This window comes from Acetobacter fabarum (assembly GCF_029069195.1).
In the GTDB taxonomy this organism is placed as follows: domain Bacteria; phylum Pseudomonadota; class Alphaproteobacteria; order Acetobacterales; family Acetobacteraceae; genus Acetobacter; species Acetobacter fabarum_A.
The window spans coordinates 35,253-54,507 of record NZ_JARDYK010000006.1; the positions used below are offsets into that span (position 1 = coordinate 35,253).

Sequence of the window (19,255 nt, forward strand, 5' to 3'; positions counted from 1 at the left end):
GCAGACCAAGAGGTTTCCCGTATGGGAAACACAGTAAGGTTATTTTAGTCTGGGAATTTTTTGGCTATTGGATAAAAAATTATCCGATTTTTGCAGTATATTTTGTAAAACCCGGTGGAATATAACTTCCACCGGGTCATGTGCATCAGAACGGTGCGTCAATATCAACAGTATTGATCAGCTTGTGATTAACAAACTCCTTAATCCCCAGCCCGATCAGTTCGCGGCCATAACCAGAGCGTGCAATACCCCCAAACGGGAGATCTGCCTTTGGCGCCAGCGGATGATTGATAAACACCATGCCTGTACGGATCCTGGCCGCAACACGCGCGCCACGCACCTCATCCCGCGTAAAGACCGAGCCACCAAGACCATAAAGGGAATCGTTGGCAATCCGCACAGCATCATCTTCATCTTTCGCACGGTAAAGCTGTGTGACAGGGCCAAAAAATTCCCAATGTCGGGCTTCATTGCTCTCATCCAGACCGGTCATGAGCAGCGGCTGGAAGAAGGCACCTTTACCCGGCACGGGAGCACCAATAACTTCTACCTTTGCACCATGACTCATAGCCCGCGTCACCTGATCGTGCAGGTCATCCTTGGCTCCTTGGGAAGAGAGTGGGGCCAGTGTGGTGGCAGGGTCCATGGGATCGCCCGCCCTGAGCTCGGCAACACCTTTTTTGTACAGTTCCAGAAAGCGGTCATACACTGCATCCGCCACAATCAGGCGTTTAGCAGACACGCATACCTGCCCCGCATTCCAATGGCGACCCAGCACAGCCCATTTGGCTGCTTTTTCCACATCGGCATCGTCCAGAACAATAAAGGCATCTGCCCCGCCAAGTTCCATGGTTGCCTTTTTAAGAGCTTTACCTGCCGTTCCCGCGATAATAACACCCGCACCTTCGGACCCGGTCAGGGCCACACCACAAACACGGGGGTCATTCAGGATCATCGCTGTATGAGGGCGCGCAGCATACAGGTTGCGGAACAACCCTTTGGGCAAACCGGCTTCTTCCATCAGGTTCTGGCAGGCCGCAGCACACTGCGGCAGGTTGGAAGCATGTTTGAGCAGCACGGCGTTCCCGGCGGAAAGCTGGGGCGCAATAATGCGAACAACCTGATAGAAGGGGAAATTCCAAGGCTCGATCGCCAACACAATACCCAGCGGCTCATGCACCAAAACCGCCTTGCCTTCCGAAGGATCGGCAACAGGCAGGGATTCAGGCTGGAGCAGTTTTTCGGCAAATTTTGCATAATATTCAAAAATTTCGGCGGAAAGAATGACTTCCTTTTTGGATTCTTCAAGCAGCTTGCCCATTTCCAGCGTGCCAAGCAGGGCATACTTATCCACATCCCGGCGCAAAATAGCGGCGGCAGCGGTCATGACCCGTGCACGTTCGGCAAAGGACGTTTCACGCCAGCTTTCATAAGCGGCGTGGGCCTGTGCCAGTGCTGTCTGCACCTCCGCATCCGTTGCATCGGGGAACGTGGCTAGAACTTCGCCCGTATAGGGGTTTGTTGACGCGTAAGCCATTTTTTCCTCACAAAAATTAAAAGTCGCCAAAGCAGAAGTGTGCACCTTCTACCCCGCACCCCGATGCCTGCGCGCGCATGACGTCAGAAACGGTTATAAATAGACCAGTCTATTTAATTGTTGGCGCATGAAAAGCAGCCTGACACGACCCGCTTCTTGCGCCCACAACTCGTAACAACAGTGCACGACTACAACTCCACACAAACAGCAACCCACCAAAACCGAAGCTTGCTGGTTCGTGCTCCTCATATTGTCTATATATTTATGAATATAGATATGGTCAACGAATAAAGTAGACCGGTCGCTTCATATCCGCTCTGCACGCTACGCACATGCCTGTAACAAAAGCATTTTAAAATAGACCAAATCTGGTCGGTTTACGCTCCTCCCTTACCTGATCAGGGCAGAAGTAACCGCTGGGATGCCTGCCATGTTTTTTCAAATGGCTGGGAGCGGTGCGTAATCTTGACCATCAGGGTCGCGCCAAGCCAGAGCTGGTATAAAGCACCCGCCAATGCCTGAGCTTCCATACCGCTCTGCACCGAGCCTTCCCTCTGCCCTTCCGCAATGGTGCGGGCAATGCGGTCTATGGCTTTGGCTGTACCAGTATCCAGAATTCTGCGCATGCGCTCGGACAGGTCAGATACTTCAGCCGCCAGTTTAACAATAAGGCATTTATCGCCTGTTTTTCCGTCCACATGCGTTTCCTGCCAGAAGCGGAAATACGCAAACAACTGGTCCGCCGCGTTGCCTACATCGGGTGAGAACAGAGTGTCCATTTTTTGCAGATAATCATCCATGTAAATCCGCAACAGCTCTTCGCCAAAAGCTTCCTTCGAATCAAAATAATGGTAAAATGATCCTTTGGGAATACTTGCAACTTCCAGTATCTGTGAAATACCAACAGCAGAAAACCCGCGCTCTCCAATAATAGAGCGCGCGGCCTCTACAATACGCCTTTTGGCTGCATTATGCTTTTCTACAACACTCATGCGTATTAAATAGAGTATCCACAGTGCTCAGTCAATACAACCAGACCGATTGGTCTATAAAATTCCGCTTTATTCTGCCGAATTCTTTACACCATTCATACGGTAAGGAACTTCTCCACTTTCACATACGGCACGTCCCTTCACATTGCTGCCCCCGCGCTTACTTGCTGTGCAAAATACTCAAAATCTGTTCCAATTCCGGCATGACCAGTGCACAGACATCCACCGCATCCCCGATCAGGAAAGTTCTTTCGGTCGTTCTGTTCAACCTGCTTGTCTATATTGTTATAGGCATGCCCAATGCGGTCCTGACAATTTTTGTACATACAACATTGGGCTACAGCACAACTCTGGCCGGGCTAACCTTTGCCTTGCAATATCTGGCGACCTTTGCCGCCCGCTCCTCCGCCGGGCGCCTGGTGGACAGAATAGGTCCCAAACCTGTCGTTATTGGCGGATTACTGAGTTGTGTCTGTTCCGGCCTGCTGTTGGGGTGGGCCGGACTACTGTATAATACTCCGTCTGCCTCCCTTGGTATTGTGCTGATCAGCCGCCTTTTTCTGGGTTGGGCAGAAAGTTGGACAGCAACGGGAGTCATCATATGGAACATCCACCGCGTCGGGGCTGAAAATACAGCACTGGCCATATCATGGAACGGCATCTGCTCTTACGGGGGCATTGCTCTGGGAGCTCCGGCTGGTGCCGCACTGGCTCTTCTGCCCACACCGTATGGGGGACTTGTCTCGGTCGGCGCTCTTTCCGCTGCATTACCGCTGTTCGGGCTTGCCCTTATTGGCTTTTACCGTGGTGCCCAACCTCATCCCTCGACAGAAATACCCATTGCCTTCAGCAACGCATTACGTCTGGTGCTGTGGCATGGTGCGGCCCTTGCCGCAGGTTCCATTGGGTTTGCTGCCATCTCGTCTTTTCTGGCTTTGTATTATGCCGCACAGCACTGGAATGGAGCAGCTAACGCACTTGCTGTTTTTGGCATGGTGTTTGTATGCATCCGGTTTTTCTTGGCGGCACAGATTAAACGACGCGGGGGTGTATGTGTCGCCATTGCTTCCCTACTGGTCGAAGCCACAGGGCTTGCTGTCATTGGGGTTTTTCCATCCCATACCAGCGCATTACTGGGGGCGGCTTTAACAGGAGCAGGTTTTTCTCTCCTGTTCCCCGCATTGGGGGTTTTAGCAGTTAACAAGGCTGGCCCTCATAACCGCGGCGCTGCATTAAGCGCTTATTCCGTCTTTCTGGACCTGGCCATTGCGTGTTCGGGCTTTACACTTGGCCCTATTATCGAACTTGAAGGCTATCCTGCCATGTTCCTGACCAGTGCCAGTTGCTGCCTGATCGGGGTCGTGATCTGTTCCCTGTTGGCACGTACACCAGACCACACCTGAAAACTTTGGCTCACGCACAAAAAAAAGCCGCCCCGAGAGGCGGCTTCAGACAGCATTTCTGCTAATCTGGTCTTAAACTGCCTTGAGATTGACAGCAGACTTTTTGCCGTTACGGCCAGCTTCGATTTCGTAAGAAATCTGCTGCCCTTCGCTAAGCGAAGCCATGCCTGCACGTTCGAGAGCAGTAATGTGAACGAACACGTCCTGCGCACCATCCTCAGGCTGGATAAAACCGAAACCCTTGGTCGAATTAAACCATTTTACGGTGCCTGTTGTCATAACTAGGCTCCTTTTTAACGTCGTGGTCGCGCACAGAACACGTGCGCAATCGTAACTTCTAACAGGACAGTGCTGGTACAACGCGCACCAACCGACCTTATAAGAGCATCCACTTTTCTCTTTTCTCATACCCTTCACCCGAAGGCAAGTTATAATTTTTAAAATGGTCAAATTTTTATTTTCTGCCGTAAATAAAATTGCTCACATTATTGAATTTTTATCGTGACATTCATTTACAAATTATTCCGATTTATTTTTCCATATGCTCCATTTTATAATTTTCTAAATATCAATGTACTCCGCCCTCACACTGGATGAAGGCTGCGGGTTACGTTATGGAACGCTCTGTTCCACACACAATGCCAAGGCCTGTTTGCATGCCCCTCTTCCCCTCGCAACAAAACCAGATAACGGGTTCTGATGGTGTTGTCTGGAAAGACTTTCCTCAGGCTGCTCTTCTTAATCTTGTGACAACCGAAATCGTGCGCAACTTCCCGCGTCCATTGCAAGATGATAACCGGCATGTACATGCTCCCACCCTGTTTGCCGCCTTGGGAAGTGTCTGTGGATTTGCCACCCAGACCAGCCTGCTTGCGCTCATACAGTCAGGATTACGGTCTGAGCAGGATATGGTGGCCCACACACTTGCCAATGGGCGGACCTTCCTGTTTGGCGAGCAGCTTAACCAGCTTTTGATGGAAGGTGACGCCAGTGTGCACAGTCCCGGACTCTGGCCCTGTCTAAGCAGCGCCGCACGACACCATGGCTGCTCCGCACAGGATCTGCCGGATCTGAGCGTCCAGTTTGCAAGCGTTGCCAGCCGACTTGGCACAGCAGACGAAGGTATACCAGATGTTGATGCCCGTTTTCGCCCCCTGATTGCCACGGACAACCTGCGCGAGGCCATGTGGGCTTACATAGAGCCCATTTTCCAGCAGGATTACCCCGATCAACCTGGCCCCTATGGCCCGCTCCCCAGACAATTCTGGGGCTCCGCCATGGCAGTGGCCACTGCCATGCTGTTCAATACCATGTTCAAGATCATGAACGTTCGCACCGCCCTGACGATTATCCTGCAATCTGCCATTTTTGGTTCGAAAATCATCGAGACCTGAAGCATCAGCCCCCAAAAACCGGTCAATACGGTCAACGCGCGAGTTGACCGTCCTTGTCTGCCTTACGGGTTTCACGGCGGGCAAAGCGCTCCTTCAAGGCCATCCGTTCATAACGGATTTTCTGACGCACCCAGTTCAGAATACCAGAAGACATCAACACAATAATACCCACAAATGTCCAGACATCCAGCGGCTGGCGGAATACAAGGTAGCTCAGGGCCACACCCCATACCATCTGGCTATACTGCGGCAACGCAACACGATTGGCTGGCGCTCGGGCTGTCGCCATCATCATCATCAACTGCCCCAAGGCCGCAAGAAACCCATAGCCGAACAGATAAATCCACGCAGTCATGGTTGCAGGCCATTGGGCATGCAACCCCATCAGCAACCCGTTGCCAACCAGAGGACCAATCAGGCTTGAACCGAACAGGGACAGGCGCGTACGCTCCTGATCCGCCAGACGATAGGCAATAACACTACCCGCATTGGCAAAAGCCGCTACCAGCGCGCACAGATGCCCCCAGTGCAACGCCCTGAACCCAGGACGCAGGACAATAAGAACCCCGACAAACCCCAACACCACCGCCAGCCACGCCCAGAATGTTACTTTTTCCCTGAGCAGCAGCACCGATAGAACTGTCACGAACAGCGGCATAAGAAACATAAGCGAAAAAGCTTCAGGCATGGGAAGCAGCATAAAAGCTTCCACACTTGCAGCTGTCGCTGCGAACACACACCCCGCACGCAGCAACCACATGCCCCATTTCTGCGGTCTGACGATATCCAGATAGGACTCACCGGGCTTGCGGATAAAGGGCAGAATAAGGAAACCAAAAAGTCCGCCAGAAAAAGCCACCTCAAATGGGTCAAGCTGGCCAGCCAGTAATTTGGAAAATGCGTCACTCACCGAAAAAGACGCATAAGCGCCAAAAGCCAGAACCATACCGGAAAAAAGAGTCTTGGTGTCCATTGAAGCCGCTATATCTGTGAGAAAAATCCTGTACTCAGAACAATATTTGATAGCAATAAGAGCCCGCCGACACAAAGTAAAACGGTAATTTTTGCGCTGTATTTCTGGTATCAGTTTTTTCAATCAATCTCAGATTACGCAACAAGCAAATTCAGACAGATAGAAGGCTGTCCCTCTCAGGACAGATGAGCATCTGGTGCATCATCCTCAAGATCCTTCACTAAAAACCACCATTTTTCACGCATTTTTTTATTCTGTTTTGCATGATACATGGCCTTGTCGGCCCGTTGGAGCAAATATTCGGCGTCCATACCATCCTGCGGGTAAAAAGCCACTCCCAGAGTCATACCGACTGTTGCTGTATCCCCCACCGTAACCGGAAAAGGTGTTTCAATCGCAGCATGCAGCGCGGCCAACACAACTTCCACCTGCTCAACCGCCTGTGTGCTTGTCAGTCCTTCAAACACCACAACAAACTCGTCGCCTCCCAACCGGGCAACGTAATCCGTCTGGCGTAGTCGGGATTGCAGGCTTTGACCCAGTTGTTGCAAAAGCCTGTCTCCAGCTTCGTGCCCATATGTGTCATTCACCAGTTTAAAACCATCCAGATCAATCATACCAACGGCAACGCTGGTGGCCTGGCGCTGTGCACGGGCAAGAGCTTGCGGCAGGTACTCCGTAAGCGCCAGACGGTTGGGCAGGCCGGTCAGCACATCATGTCGGGCACGGGCTGCCTCCTGTTCCTGCAAACATTCAATACGCTGCTTAACATCGAGCTTATCCAAAGCATGCCCTAAAAGGCTGGCAACCCGTTTACATAAGGCAATGCTTGACGCATCAAACACCTGCACCTGAGGGGAGACAAAGGTTATGATCGCCCATATCTGACCATCACGCCAGATAGGGGTAGACAAAACCGCACGCCAGTTATTGGCATGTATAAACTCAAAACATGGGCTATTAGCCTGTTCGGCCAGTTCATCGTTACTGTAAGCAAGGTCTTTTTCCTGCCAGGCGCGCATGATCACAAGCGGCTGAGGCAAAGAACAATATCCATCCAGACAGTTATTGATCTTCTCTATACCTTCGGTACCCTCCCCTGCATGGGATAAAACCTCCAGTTGCCCTGCCTCGCTCACACGACCAATCCAGACCGCATGGAACAGCGTATCGCGCACCAGATCCAGACAGGCACGACTACATATCTCTTTTTCATTCGTGGCAAGCAGCACGGCGTCTGCGGCATTTACCAGCGCGTGGTACAAACGTCTTGCCACATCCCTGCTGGTCACGTCTTCTAACGTCCAGACAGAAATATCATTCTGTAAATCAGACAGTTTTACGCCTGAAAAATCGGCGATCAGCATCTGACCATCGGAACGGGCAAGGCGCACTCCGGTTATCCGTACCGTGCGATTTTGTGCGAGTTGCTCATAACATTCGGTTATACGGTCGAACTCGCTTTTGTCTGCATAGATAATTTGGGTTGATTGACCAACAAGAGCATCCGGCTCCAAACCAAGCATATGGGTGGCATATGAGTTGGTCATCTGAACAACCCTGTCTTTTACAAGTAAAATCCCAACAAGGGAATTATCCAGCAAGGCCGTTTTTAACTGCTGGCTATAAATTCTATCCAATCCCATGGAAATATTAATACAGACTTCCTTGAGCAAAATCTGGAGCTGGTCATCAAAAATATCTGATTTTTCATGATAAACGCTAAAAACAGCCCAGACCTTGCCATCCCTGTAAATCGGTAACGCAGTATTGGAACGTAATCCCAACTTGAGCGCACGTTCCTTCCAGGGTGCAAGAATAGCATTATCTGAAAAAGATACATTAAAAAGCGGCAAACCTGTACGCCAGACCTGCCCAATAGTGCCTCGCCCTTCAGGCAGGTCTCCGCGCGCGGAGATCGCAATATTATTCAGATATGCCCGAACACCACTTATTGCGAGCATCTGAAACCACTGCGCTTCATCCGGCCGGGTGATCAGGGCGATTTTAAAATGGGTATAACGTATGGCCATATCACAGATTTCCTGCAAAAGACCTGCTTCATCATTTGCCTGACTGGCACATTGACTGGCCTGCGCCATAAACATGTTAAAATCGCTCAGCCTGCGTAAATGCGTCATCCGCTCACGATCACGCCGACGAATGAGAAACTCACCAACAAGAACCAGCAAGACAAGCAGCAGAGCTTCCGCACTCCAGCGCGCAGGGGCCTGCTGGCTATAGGCGTGCCACACGCGCGAGGAAGACACCTGTGTTTGCACCACAAACGGATAACCAGGCACAGGGGCCAGCACGACCATTTCTGGCTTGACAGACAACAGGGGGGGGACCTGTGCCTGCATATGCAACACATGTGTCAGGGATTGCCCGCTCCGGGTGTCGATAACCGTAAAATCCCAGTTCCGGTAATCTGGTGGCAGCTCCTGCGTATCCAGAAATCTGCTCAACCGGTAAGGAGATCCTAAAAAATATCCTGTATTCCCACTATCCTTCTCGCGCACCCGCATAGGCAGCACGACTGTCCCCAGATTTTCCAAATAATGCACAGGTCCCAGAAAATGATGGGGCATTTTGGGAACAGGCAAAAAATCCCGAAAAGATTCATCCAGAGTTTTTTTCTGGCCCGAGGTAGACCATTGTATGCTCTCACCATCGGCCCCAAACACGCTGAATGTCGAATAAGTCGGACGTGAAAGCAGGTAATGTCGAAGCGATAGCTCAACCTGGGGAGAAAGAGGAGGATCAAGCTTGTTATTTGAGCCGCGCAGCGTTGCCAGAGCCATGTCCAGTTCAGTAAACCGGGTATCCAGCCGCTCCATAATCAGGTTGGCATAAGTCTGGCTATCCCGGCGCGCGGCGTCATTAATTATTGCAATGGCGTGCTGATACTCGTCAAATTCAACGGCTGTACCACAGAGGGCCACAACCAGAACCGGAAGGCCGTAACCCACCACCACACCTGCCGGTTTTTTTATGGCTTTGAACGCCTGATAAACAGCAGCAAAGAAGAATGAAAATGGACTCACGCGCACGACCATAATGCTGGATACGACAACAGGCTCACAGCCAATATATACGATGGCTTATCAGAAATTCTATATTTTTGAAGTAATAAATACAAGTATTTTCAAGATTCTTTATAACAACCAATGACCAGACAAACTCGCAAAAAGTCAAACCAAATATACATTAAGATTTCTGGTCGCAGGCATGTGTTGCATTGAGTCTACGCAAAATCCAGATATGCTCAAATCCGGGTACTTTCCCTTTTATACCTCCGGTTACAATCTGGCGATCAATGCTCGCAATATTATAAACCTGCCCATAATACCGCTCGACATCATACGCCATGACAGCGTAAGGCGGACCGGACAAACGTGACTGATCATATTCAACACAAATCAAAAATTGCTGTGATGAACGGGAGATTTCTATAATATGCTGCGTATATTGTATGCGCACATCTTCAGGCAAAGCCACCAGGGCAGCCCGGTCATAAACCGCGTCAACCGGACCGAGCAGGGAGTGTGTCAGCAGAAAAATATCTGCTACAAAAATTTTTATGCATGGCCCTTCAAACACCATAATTTCTGGCGAGAGGGAAAATACAACGGGCTCAATACCCAATTCAGAAAAAAGCTGTTCAACAGCCAAGTGGCTCAGTTCCACACCAACGACTTTGTATCCTTTCTCCATGAGCCAATGAATATCAAGCGTTTTCCCACACAACGGCACAAAAACCCGTCCCCCCGGAGCCAGACCAAGAATGGAAAAATACTGCATAAGAGCACGATGTGGGCACGGAGTATGAAACCCGATCTCGTTGTGACGCCACTTTGCAAGCCAGAACTCTGTATTCATGAACAACCCTGCCTCCGCCAGAACAAATCGTCACTCACTGTGAGTGTGGTGCCAGCAAAATGGCGGCCGCACCTAACAAACACAGACCCGCACCAAGACAATCCCACCGATCTGGTTGCGCACCTTCTGCAAGCCACATCCACAACACCGCAACCAGAATATAGATACCCCCATACGCAGCATAAGCACGCCCTGCCACGGATGTGTCGATCAAGGTTAAAAGATACGCAAACAAAAGCAGGCAACAACACCCTGGCACAAGCCAGACAGGCGTTTTTCCCAGACGCAGCCACCCCCAGAATGCAAAACACCCACCGATTTCGGCCATTGCGGCAGCCAAAAAAATTAAACCTGTTTTCATGCCTTCTTGTCGCAAACACTCATCTGACGACCACTCACGCCCACACAAAATAAAACCGGATAACGGGTTGTTCTGCATATCACGTCCTGGAGCAAAAACCTGACATTAAAATTCAGCCATTAAAGGCTATTCGGAACATCTCTTACTCCTGCACCTTCACCCCCGGAATCTTGTGGCAAAAACCAATATGATCCCCCAAACAGGCATGGGAAATTACCCTTTAACAGACTGTAAAATTAGATTTTTTTTACCAAATATTAAAAAATGTATGGACACCCCACCACTGTAACGCCAATGTGACAATGATGATATGAGAATCACGATAAGCTTGACGACAAGGTTTTCCCCCAACGTGAGCCTACAAATATTAAAATATTTTTTGATACCTTGAAATAGACATAAAAATATTACGCATATCATTGCAGAGGAATATATTTAGAATGAGTTTATATGCTTCTGACATTATTTTTGAAAATAATTTCAAACCACAAATTACACATCTTTTTTATCTCGTTTTTCTTTTTATGACATATCAGTTATTGAAAAATGATTTTACATCGCCCCCGGCCTCCAAGAAAATTTATTTGACTCTACCATTGCCCCTATATCCAAATTTTAAAAGACACCCCATAATTAATCATGCCTTCCCCATTCCGGCTCTTTTATCTGGCATGAGTGTCATGGGGTCGACACCACTCTGGTTTAGCCTTCTGCTTAAAGATTGAGTCCATGCCAGAACCTGCAAACCCGTTCACACTCTCAGACTACGCCGATACATTTTACGCAACCATACTCGAGCAGGCGACTGATGGTGTCGTCATCATTGATGACCGGAACAGAATTGTTTTTTTCAATACCGCAGCAGAGTATTTGTGGGGATGCTCGGCCTCTGATGTTTTGGGGAACGATGTTGACCAGCTTGTTCCAATGGAACATCGCAAGCACCATGACGACTATATTGAACATCATCGTCAGACGGGGATTCACCGCGTTGTCAACACCTCGCGCGAGGTTACGTTTGTACGGAGCAACGGAGATTATGTTGCCGCGGAACTCTCGCTGTCCACAGCTCTGATCGGAGCAGATAACAGACGTTATTATATGGCTTTTATCAAAGGTGTGACCGAAGAGGTCCACCGCCGAAAACTACTGGAACTACACGGGCAGGTTTTTGCGGCCCTGACAGACTGCACAACCATCCATGACGTTGCGGATATGCTATGCAGCAAGGTGGAACAGCTTGTTCCCAACAGCATCGCCGCGCTCCTGCACATTACCGCACAGGGTGGGCTTTCCATCCTTTCGGGAAAAAGTCTGCCCAGCAGCAAGATCAACAAGCTGGACAATCTGATTCTGACCGCCTCTGATATCCGGGATCTGCGCGCAAACCCGCACCATGCCTGCGCCCTGATCTGGACCCAAAAACAGGGACAGAACCAGCACAGCGAACTGCATGACTGCTGGGCATCGGCCGTATGCAACAGCATGGGTGAACTGATCGGTATTTTTGCACTTTTTTCACGCAACAAGGAAAAAATTACCGACTGGCCGCAAAAAATCGTCACCGGATGTATTCCATCCTGCGCATCCATTATTGAGCATGAAAAAACTCTTCATAAAATCAATAATTTCAACAATATTGATTCTCTGACCGGGCTTTTGAACAGAACAGCCCTGACCACCCGCCTGAGGCAGATGTTAGCCCAGCCCGAGCAGGCTCCTTTTGCCATTCTGATGCTTGACGTTGATCTTTTGCAAGATGTCAATAACGTCATGGGTTACAATAGTGGTGACATCCTGCTCCAGACCATTGCCCGCCGCATTGCCGCTTTTTGCCGGGGGCAAAATCTGGTCGCGCGATTGGGTGGAGATGATTTTGTAGTTGTCATACCCGATGCAGATCGCAACAAGGCCTGCAAACTGGCCCATGACCTGAATTGCATATCCCGCGAACCCATAGAGGTAAAAGGCCGCGATCTGGTTGCCTCTCTGAGTATCGGCATCAGCCTCCACCCCGATGATGGCACGGAAATAGAGGAAATACTGGGCGCGTCAGAAATTGCCATGCGCCAGACCAAAAAACAGGCGCGGGGAGGGTTCCGGTTTTTTGGCAAAGTTGGCAACAGCAATGTGCGCGAGCGTCTTATTATTGGCTCCGCCCTGCGCGAAGCGCTGCAAAAAACACAGCTTCATCTGGTTTATCAGCCCCAGATCTGCGCATTGACAGGCACCCTGTGCGGGGTTGAGGCACTCAGTCGCTGGCAGCACCCCACACTTGGCTTTATTCCGCCCTCCACCTTTATTCCCATCGCCGAGGAAACCGGGCAGATCGAAGCCATAGGTCTATGGTCACTGGAAAAATCCTGCCAACAGGTCATAGAATGGGAAGAGAACGACGTTTATGTTCCCATTGTCAGCGTGAATATGTCTGCCGTTCATTTTTGCAGCATGGACCTGCCAAACCAGATTCTGTCCGTGTTGCACAAGTACAATCTGGCTCCACAACGCCTGACCATAGAAATTACCGAAAGTGTGGCCATGCGACAGGACCCCGAGACAGCCGCCAACCTGACGGCCATCCGCGACATTGGCGTTGGCCTGTCCATGGATGATTTTGGCACCGGATTTTCGTCCCTGTCGCGGCTTGCGCAACTCCCCCTGACAGAAATCAAGATAGACCGGAGTTTTATTGAGAATTTTGAAAACAACATCAGTTCTCTTGTTGTTGCAGAAGCAGCAATCAACATTGGCAAGCGTCTTGGCATCAAGGTTGTCACCGAAGGTGTTGAGCACGAAGCGCAGGAGACCAAACTGCAGCAACTGGGCTGTGATATTCTGCAAGGCTATTTTTACAGCAAACCTCTGCCCGCAAAGGACATATCTCTCTGGCTGGACACATTTCCCGCCAGGCGGGCAGTCTCCTCTGTAACCTGAGCCTGCCTGTTCTCTGGCAGAGGGGCAGAACCGGCCATTCTGGCGCGCCCCCCATGCATCCTGATGTTATGATACTTGCCAGATACCGAACGTTCAGACACTTTGCCCGCCATGATCAGCCATTTGACCACCCCCATACCCCAAAACGCACAGCCGGTCTTATGTGAGGCCGAGCTGGTGGCGGTTCTGGTCAGCATAAGCCACAATACGCCACACATTCTGACGCTGGAGCATGGGAACTCCTTCCCGTCCGGTCCGCTTATGGTGGAGCATCGTTCCTTGCAAAAAGGGATGCGCAACTGGGTTGAACATCAGACCGGTCTCAAACTTGGCCATACGGAACAGCTTTATACCTTTGCCGACCCGCCACATGGGCACGGCCACCAGATGGTGCAGATTTCCTATATGGCATTCATCCGCCAGAACTCCGCACATAGTCTGGCCGAACGCTCCATTTACGACTACTTCCCATGGGAAGACCGACGGGATGCAGCATCCTGTCCACTACTGCATGTCATCGCCACGCGCCTCAAGCAGTGGGCGGCGGATAACGCACAGCGCTGGCAAAGATGTGCCACGGTCTTTGGCCTTGATAACCATGCATGGAACGATGAACTCAGTCTCCCACGGTATGAGTTACTGTGGGAGGCTGGACTTGTGCCCGAATCCTCATGGCAGAATGGCCCCCATCTGCCAGGTCTGAGCATGCACCGCGACTACCGGCGTATTCTGGCCACGGCCCTCTCTCGCATGCGGGCAAAAATCCGCTACACGCCAGCAGTGTTCGACCTTCTGCCCCGACAGTTTACTCTGCTGCAACTTCAGCAGGCCATGGAGGCTCTGGCAGGGCGCGCCATGCACAAGCAGAATTTCCGGCGACTTGTGCAACAACAAAAACTGGTCAGCCGCACTGCGGAATACGATTTTCCGCCTCAAGGCCGACCAGCCCAGCTTTATCAATTCTCGCCCGAAACAGCCGAACACTGCTATCTGGCGGGGACCAAACTTCCTTTACCTGCCATCTCCTGAAAAAGTGTTGGGTTCGACCCTTGCAATTCTTGAATGCTATATATACTCAATAAGAGCATATATAGCACGGGAAACGGAACACAACCATGTCTGCCTCTCTCATGCCCAACAGGGATGAATTATACCGTCCTGTTGCCCACATTATGCTGCGGGACCAATGGGAAACCCATTATGCGACAGACATTGAAGCCATTCTGCGCCTGAAGCAGGAAAAAAATGCCGTCATTCTGGCTCATAATTATCAGACGCCAGAAATTTTCCATTGCGTGGCGGATATCCGAGGCGACAGTCTGGCTCTGGCCCGTGCCGCGCAAACGGTGGATGCCTCCACCATGGTTATGGCGGGCGTGCATTTTATGGCCGAAACCGCAAAACTGCTGAACCCGGAAAAAACAGTTCTTATCCCCGATTCTGCGGCAGGATGTTCACTGGCCGAAGGCATTACCGCGGACAACGTCAGAGCACTCAAAAAGCACTATCCCGGTGTACCCGTTGTGACCTACGTCAACAGCACAGCCGATGTAAAAGCGGAGAGCGATGTCTGCTGCACATCGGGCAATGCCCGCCGCATTGTGGAAAGTCTGGGTGTCCCCCGCGTGATTATGATCCCCGACGAGTTTCTGGCCCGCAACATAGAAGCCGAAACCGGCATAGAAATGCTGACATGGCCAGCCCATTGCGAGGTGCATGAACGCTTTACCCCCCAAGAAATCCGCCAGTACCGGCGTCTGCACCCTGGTGTGAGCGTCATTGCCCACCCCGAATGCCCACCAGAGGTGGTGGCAGAGGCCGACCACGCAGGTTCCACCGCGCAGATGATCAGCTTTATCGACCAGACAAAACCACAAAAAGTTCTGCTGGTTACAGAATGTTCCATGAGCGACAATCTGGCGGCACTCTACCCGCAAACGCAGTTTGTGCGCCCGTGCAACCTGTGCCCGCACATGAAGCGGATTACCCTGTCCAACATCCGTCAGGCATTGGAAAGCATGCAGACGGCAGTCACCATCCCTGAACATCTGCAACGTCCCGCCCGCATGGCGGTTGAGCGGATGCTGGCAATTTAAGCTCTCATACCGGAGTCTGGGATGACCACAAACCTGCATCTTCCCTCTCTTTTGTGGGAACCCATCGTGCGCACCGCACTCATGGAAGATCTGGGAATTGGGGGAGATGCTACCACACAGGCCCTGGCCCAGCCGGGGCAGCAGTTGCATGCCGTCTTCCGTAGCCGACAGGATGGTGTTCTGTGCGGGCTGGAAGGGGCCCGTCAGGCTTTTGCCATACTGGACCCAAGCATACGCTTCAACCAGATCAAACAAGACGGCAACCAGATTGCACAAGGTGATGTTCTGGCCACCGTGGAAGGCAACGCCACTGCCCTGCTGGCAGGGGAGCGCACGGCACTGAATCTGCTGTCGCATCTGAGCGGCATCGCCACGCATACGCACCACATTGTGCAGGCCGTGGCAGGCACCAAAGCCCGGGTAGCCTGCACCCGCAAAACCCTGCCAGGGTTAAGGAGCCTGCAAAAATACGCGGTTCGCGCCGGGGGGGGCAGCAGCCACAGGCTCCGGCTGGATGACGCCATTCTGATCAAGGACAACCATATTGCCCTTTGCGGTGGCAACATACAAAAAACCCTGCTCTCCGCCCGTGCGTACGCAGGACACCTGATGAAGGTGGAACTGGAAGTCGATACTCTCGCACAGCTTGAAGAAGCCCTGTCCGGCTCCGGGGCTGACGTCTATCTGCTGGATAACATGTCCGTACCCCAGCTCGAACAGGCCGTACGCATGATTAACGGACGCGCACTGGCCGAAGCCTCTGGCGGTATTACGCTCAAGACCGCCCGCTCCATTGCCCGAACCGGGGTAGATGTACTCTCACTCGGCTGGCTGACCCATAGTGTGCAGGCCCTCGATATTGGTCTGGACATTGTGCATGACTGAGCACCGGCTCCTGCCCTTCCGGCGACCACAAAACCCGGAAAACCACATTTTGCGGACATGAATACCCACAGAGCACCCAGACAACGGGCTTTCCGCTTGAGATACGAGTGCCATCCTCCTAATATGCCGAACGTAGAAGCACTGGTATTTTGCCAGCCCGCCATGCAATGCTCAAAGGTGCCTGTTAATGGAGTGGTCCGAAGAAATAATCGCCCAGCTTAAGGACCTCTGGGCGGAAGGTCTTTCAACCGCGGAAATCGGCAGGCGTCTTTCCATTACCAAAAACGCAGTGGTCGGCAAGGCGCACAGGCTGGGCCTGCCACCCCGTCCATCCCCCATCCGGCGGAACGGAAGTAAACCCAAGGTGGCGGCCGACAAAGCCGAGCAGCTTACGCCTACGCCGCTGGCAACAGAAACCCCTGCAAGCCGTGCTGCCGCTCCTTCTCCATCGCCGGTCGTGCATGCCGCGCAGCCCATTGCCACAACCGCGCCAGCCCCCGTTGTGGAACAATCCCCAGCACCTGCAACGGCAGCCGAGCCGGGGGGGGTGGATGATAAAGCCGCCAGAAAAGAAAAAGCCGCACCTGTTGCGCGCACCAGCGTCAAACCCAAAACACTGCTACGCAGCATTTCGGACCCAGAACCACAAAAGCGCCGCGGCCCATCCTGCTGCTGGCCTATTGGCGACCCTGGCACACCGGGTTTTCATTTTTGTGGAGCAACGCCCATTCCGGGCAAACCGTATTGCGAGGAACACGCGCAAATCGCCTACGTGCGTCTGCGTGACCGCCGCGATAGTGTCGCCTGACCAACTACCAAACCATGGTGCCTGATGGTGGCCCAAACGCCACCATCAGGCTAACTGGCAGATAATCAGCCTTCAATCGCCTTGACCGGTTCAGCCGCGCTGTCAGCCGTTTTGGCTGTGGCGCTGCCTTCGGCCAGCATTTCAAGCTGCCCTGTAATCTGGCCACCATCTTCCACTTTCAGGCGATGACAGGCAGCCTTCCCCAGCAGGCGGCCGCTGCCACGGACGGTCAGGCTACCGCGCGCGGTCAAAGACCCATCCACCGTACCGGCGATTTCCGCATTTTCCACTTCCACACCACCGCGGAACAGGCCACCTGGCATAACAACCAGTTCCTTGGCCGTGATCATGCTGGATTCAACCGTACCTTCAACCACCAGACGCTCTGCATCCTGCACCGTGCCCTGCACACTAATGCCACGCCCGACAACCAGAGTACGCTGCTCCGGCCCATCCTTTTTAGGCTGAATCTGCGTGGGCAGGCCACGAGCAGCGGCAACTCCAGGCATGGGCGGAATGCCAGCACCCGCGGGAAGAGAAGAACCAGACGGAAAAGGTGCACGACCCATAGGTGAAGTTTCCTTTGAATGATCAGAATGCGATACGGGAGCCCCAGCCACAGAACTACCCTGAGCAGCGGCATTGGACGGAAGAACAGTGCCAGATGCCTCTGCCGGACGCGCAGAACCCTGCTGCACGGTAGAGGGTGCCTGTGTGTTTGGCTGACTATCTTCAGGCTTACGTCTTTTGAACAAGAAAATCCCCCCGCCTTTCTGGCCGCCTGTGTTCAGGCAGCGGTCCACGTTAACAAGCTGCTCCAATACCGATCCGCCTTCCTTCACAGCACTTTCATGCAGGAAGCCGTCCGGTAAGCAGCGCATGTTGCTTAAGCCTTACTGTTGCCCTTTTTGTGGCAGCGCGCTAGCCAAACAACCACACAGATCATTTTTTCAGGAAAAATTTTTATCGCCATGACCGGTCAGGACACACAATACGACATTCTCGGTATTGGGAACGCCATCACCGATATTCTCGCCCGCACGGATGCGGCCTTCCTGCAGGGTCAGGGACTCACGCCTGGCAGCATGACGCTGATCAACGTGGACCGGGCCAACGCGCTGGAAGCCGCTCTGACCCCCGAACAGGTCATGGGTGGTGGCTCTGCGGCCAATACCTGCGTTGTTGCAGCACAGTTTGGCGCGCGTGTTGCCTACCTTGGCAAGGTCTCGCGCGATGATGCGGGGTTAAAATTCACGCAGGATCTGCTCAATAACGGGGTGCAGTTCCCGTCCGCTCCGCTGAATACCCAGGTATTTGACAACCTGCCCACAGCACGATGCGTGGTCATGGTCACACCCGATGGGCAGCGCACCATGGCAACCTACCTGGGAGCCTGTACCTGCTTTACCCCTGAGGACGTGCTGCCGGACATGATTGCCGCATCCAGCATTATCTATCTGGAAGGTTATCTGTTTGATCCTCCGCATGCGCAGGAGGCTTTCCGCCGGGCCGCAGCGCTGGCCCATAAGAACGGCCGTCAGGTTGCTCTTTCCCTCTCCGACCCATTCTGCGTTGGCCGCCACCGTGCAGCATTCCTTGATCTGGTCAAGAACCATGTCGATATCCTGTTCGCCAACGAAGACGAAATCTGTGCATTGTACGAAACAGAAAACTTTGACACAGCCGCCCGCCGCACCGCGCAGGACACAACCTTTGCCGCTCTGACACGCTCAGGCCTTGGCAGTATTATTGTGCATGATGGCCAACTGACACCCGTAGCCCCGGTTCCAACGCAGGTTGTGGATACAACGGGTGCAGGTGACGCCTACGCCGCAGGCTTTCTGGCGGGGCTGACATCCGGCCGCAGTCTGCCCGAATGTGGCCGCCTTGCATCGGTTGCCGCGTCTGAAATCATCTCGCACTACGGTGCGCGCCCGCTTTCCAACCTATGGGAAGAAATGGGCTTCTAAAGTTCTAAAGCAGGCACTCC

Annotated in this window: 16 protein-coding genes; 8 read left to right on the top strand and 8 right to left on the bottom strand. The window is 52.4% G+C overall.

The window, feature by feature from the left end:
* Positions 1 to 145: 145 nt before the first annotated feature.
* Both PY793_RS08965 and PY793_RS08970 read right to left on the bottom strand, forming a co-directional pair.
* Positions 146 to 1,537 carry an NAD-dependent succinate-semialdehyde dehydrogenase gene (locus tag PY793_RS08965; protein ID WP_275177754.1) on the bottom strand — a complete coding sequence of 464 codons (1,392 nt, stop codon included), beginning with the start codon at positions 1,535 to 1,537 and terminating at the stop codon, positions 146 to 148.
* 398 nt (positions 1,538 to 1,935) lie between these two features.
* Positions 1,936 to 2,529 carry a TetR/AcrR family transcriptional regulator gene (locus tag PY793_RS08970; RefSeq protein WP_275177755.1) on the bottom strand — a complete coding sequence of 198 codons (594 nt, stop codon included), beginning with the start codon at positions 2,527 to 2,529 and terminating at the stop codon, positions 1,936 to 1,938.
* Positions 2,530 to 2,732: 203 nt separating this feature from the next.
* On the opposite strand from PY793_RS08970, the gene PY793_RS08975 reads away from it, so the two are divergent.
* Positions 2,733 to 3,932, top strand: a complete 1,200-nt coding sequence (locus PY793_RS08975) for an MFS transporter (RefSeq protein ID WP_275177756.1) — start codon at positions 2,733 to 2,735, stop codon at positions 3,930 to 3,932.
* A 72-nt stretch (positions 3,933 to 4,004) separates the two neighbouring features.
* Here the strand turns inward: PY793_RS08975 and PY793_RS08980 are convergent, their stop codons facing one another.
* The gene (locus PY793_RS08980; protein ID WP_166114071.1) at positions 4,005 to 4,211 is read right to left on the bottom strand and encodes a cold-shock protein; all 207 of its coding nucleotides are present in this window, start codon (positions 4,209 to 4,211) and stop codon (positions 4,005 to 4,007) included.
* Between the two features lie 377 nt (positions 4,212 to 4,588).
* On the opposite strand from PY793_RS08980, the gene PY793_RS08985 reads away from it, so the two are divergent.
* A complete protein-coding gene (locus PY793_RS08985) occupies positions 4,589 to 5,326 on the top strand; it encodes a hypothetical protein (protein ID WP_275177757.1) in 738 nt (245 codons plus the stop codon).
* Positions 5,327 to 5,357: 31 nt separating this feature from the next.
* Here the strand turns inward: PY793_RS08985 and PY793_RS08990 are convergent, their stop codons facing one another.
* From PY793_RS08990 to PY793_RS09005, 4 genes are all read right to left on the bottom strand, one after another.
* Entirely contained in the window at positions 5,358 to 6,299 is a 942-nt protein-coding gene (locus PY793_RS08990; protein WP_275177758.1) for a DMT family transporter, read from the bottom strand.
* Positions 6,300 to 6,475: 176 nt separating this feature from the next.
* Complete coding sequence (locus PY793_RS08995) at positions 6,476 to 9,346, bottom strand: sensor domain-containing diguanylate cyclase (RefSeq protein WP_275177759.1); 2,871 nt, start codon at positions 9,344 to 9,346, stop codon at positions 6,476 to 6,478.
* A gap of 163 nt (positions 9,347 to 9,509) precedes the next feature.
* Positions 9,510 to 10,181: a thiopurine S-methyltransferase gene (tmpT, locus tag PY793_RS09000; RefSeq protein WP_275177760.1), complete on the bottom strand. Its 672-nt coding sequence runs from the start codon at positions 10,179 to 10,181 to the stop codon at positions 9,510 to 9,512.
* 34 nt (positions 10,182 to 10,215) lie between these two features.
* Positions 10,216 to 10,542, bottom strand: coding sequence for a YnfA family protein (locus PY793_RS09005; RefSeq protein ID WP_275177761.1), 327 nt, complete (start codon positions 10,540 to 10,542; stop codon positions 10,216 to 10,218).
* 729 nt (positions 10,543 to 11,271) lie between these two features.
* On the opposite strand from PY793_RS09005, the gene PY793_RS09010 reads away from it, so the two are divergent.
* The 5 genes from PY793_RS09010 to PY793_RS09030 all read left to right on the top strand — a co-directional run bounded on the left by PY793_RS09010 (position 11,272) and on the right by PY793_RS09030 (position 17,265).
* The gene (locus PY793_RS09010) at positions 11,272 to 13,476 is read left to right on the top strand and encodes an EAL domain-containing protein (protein ID WP_275177762.1); all 2,205 of its coding nucleotides are present in this window, start codon (positions 11,272 to 11,274) and stop codon (positions 13,474 to 13,476) included.
* Positions 13,477 to 13,587: 111 nt separating this feature from the next.
* Positions 13,588 to 14,505 carry an NUDIX hydrolase gene (locus PY793_RS09015; RefSeq protein WP_275177827.1) on the top strand — a complete coding sequence of 306 codons (918 nt, stop codon included), beginning with the start codon at positions 13,588 to 13,590 and terminating at the stop codon, positions 14,503 to 14,505.
* 86 nt (positions 14,506 to 14,591) lie between these two features.
* Positions 14,592 to 15,572: a quinolinate synthase NadA gene (gene nadA, locus PY793_RS09020; RefSeq protein ID WP_275177763.1), complete on the top strand. Its 981-nt coding sequence runs from the start codon at positions 14,592 to 14,594 to the stop codon at positions 15,570 to 15,572.
* 21 nt (positions 15,573 to 15,593) lie between these two features.
* On the top strand, positions 15,594 to 16,457 hold the full coding sequence (gene nadC / locus PY793_RS09025; protein WP_275177764.1) for a carboxylating nicotinate-nucleotide diphosphorylase: 864 nt from the start codon (positions 15,594 to 15,596) through the stop codon (positions 16,455 to 16,457).
* Positions 16,458 to 16,644: 187 nt separating this feature from the next.
* Positions 16,645 to 17,265: a GcrA family cell cycle regulator gene (locus PY793_RS09030; protein ID WP_275177765.1), complete on the top strand. Its 621-nt coding sequence runs from the start codon at positions 16,645 to 16,647 to the stop codon at positions 17,263 to 17,265.
* Between the two features lie 65 nt (positions 17,266 to 17,330).
* On the opposite strand, the gene PY793_RS09035 is transcribed toward PY793_RS09030, so the two are convergent.
* On the bottom strand, positions 17,331 to 18,020 hold the full coding sequence (locus PY793_RS09035) for a bactofilin family protein (protein ID WP_408744695.1): 690 nt from the start codon (positions 18,018 to 18,020) through the stop codon (positions 17,331 to 17,333).
* A gap of 216 nt (positions 18,021 to 18,236) precedes the next feature.
* Between PY793_RS09035 and PY793_RS09040 the strand changes: the two genes are divergently transcribed.
* Positions 18,237 to 19,235 carry an adenosine kinase gene (locus PY793_RS09040; RefSeq protein ID WP_275177767.1) on the top strand — a complete coding sequence of 333 codons (999 nt, stop codon included), beginning with the start codon at positions 18,237 to 18,239 and terminating at the stop codon, positions 19,233 to 19,235.
* The last annotated feature ends 20 nt before the right edge of the window (positions 19,236 to 19,255 follow it).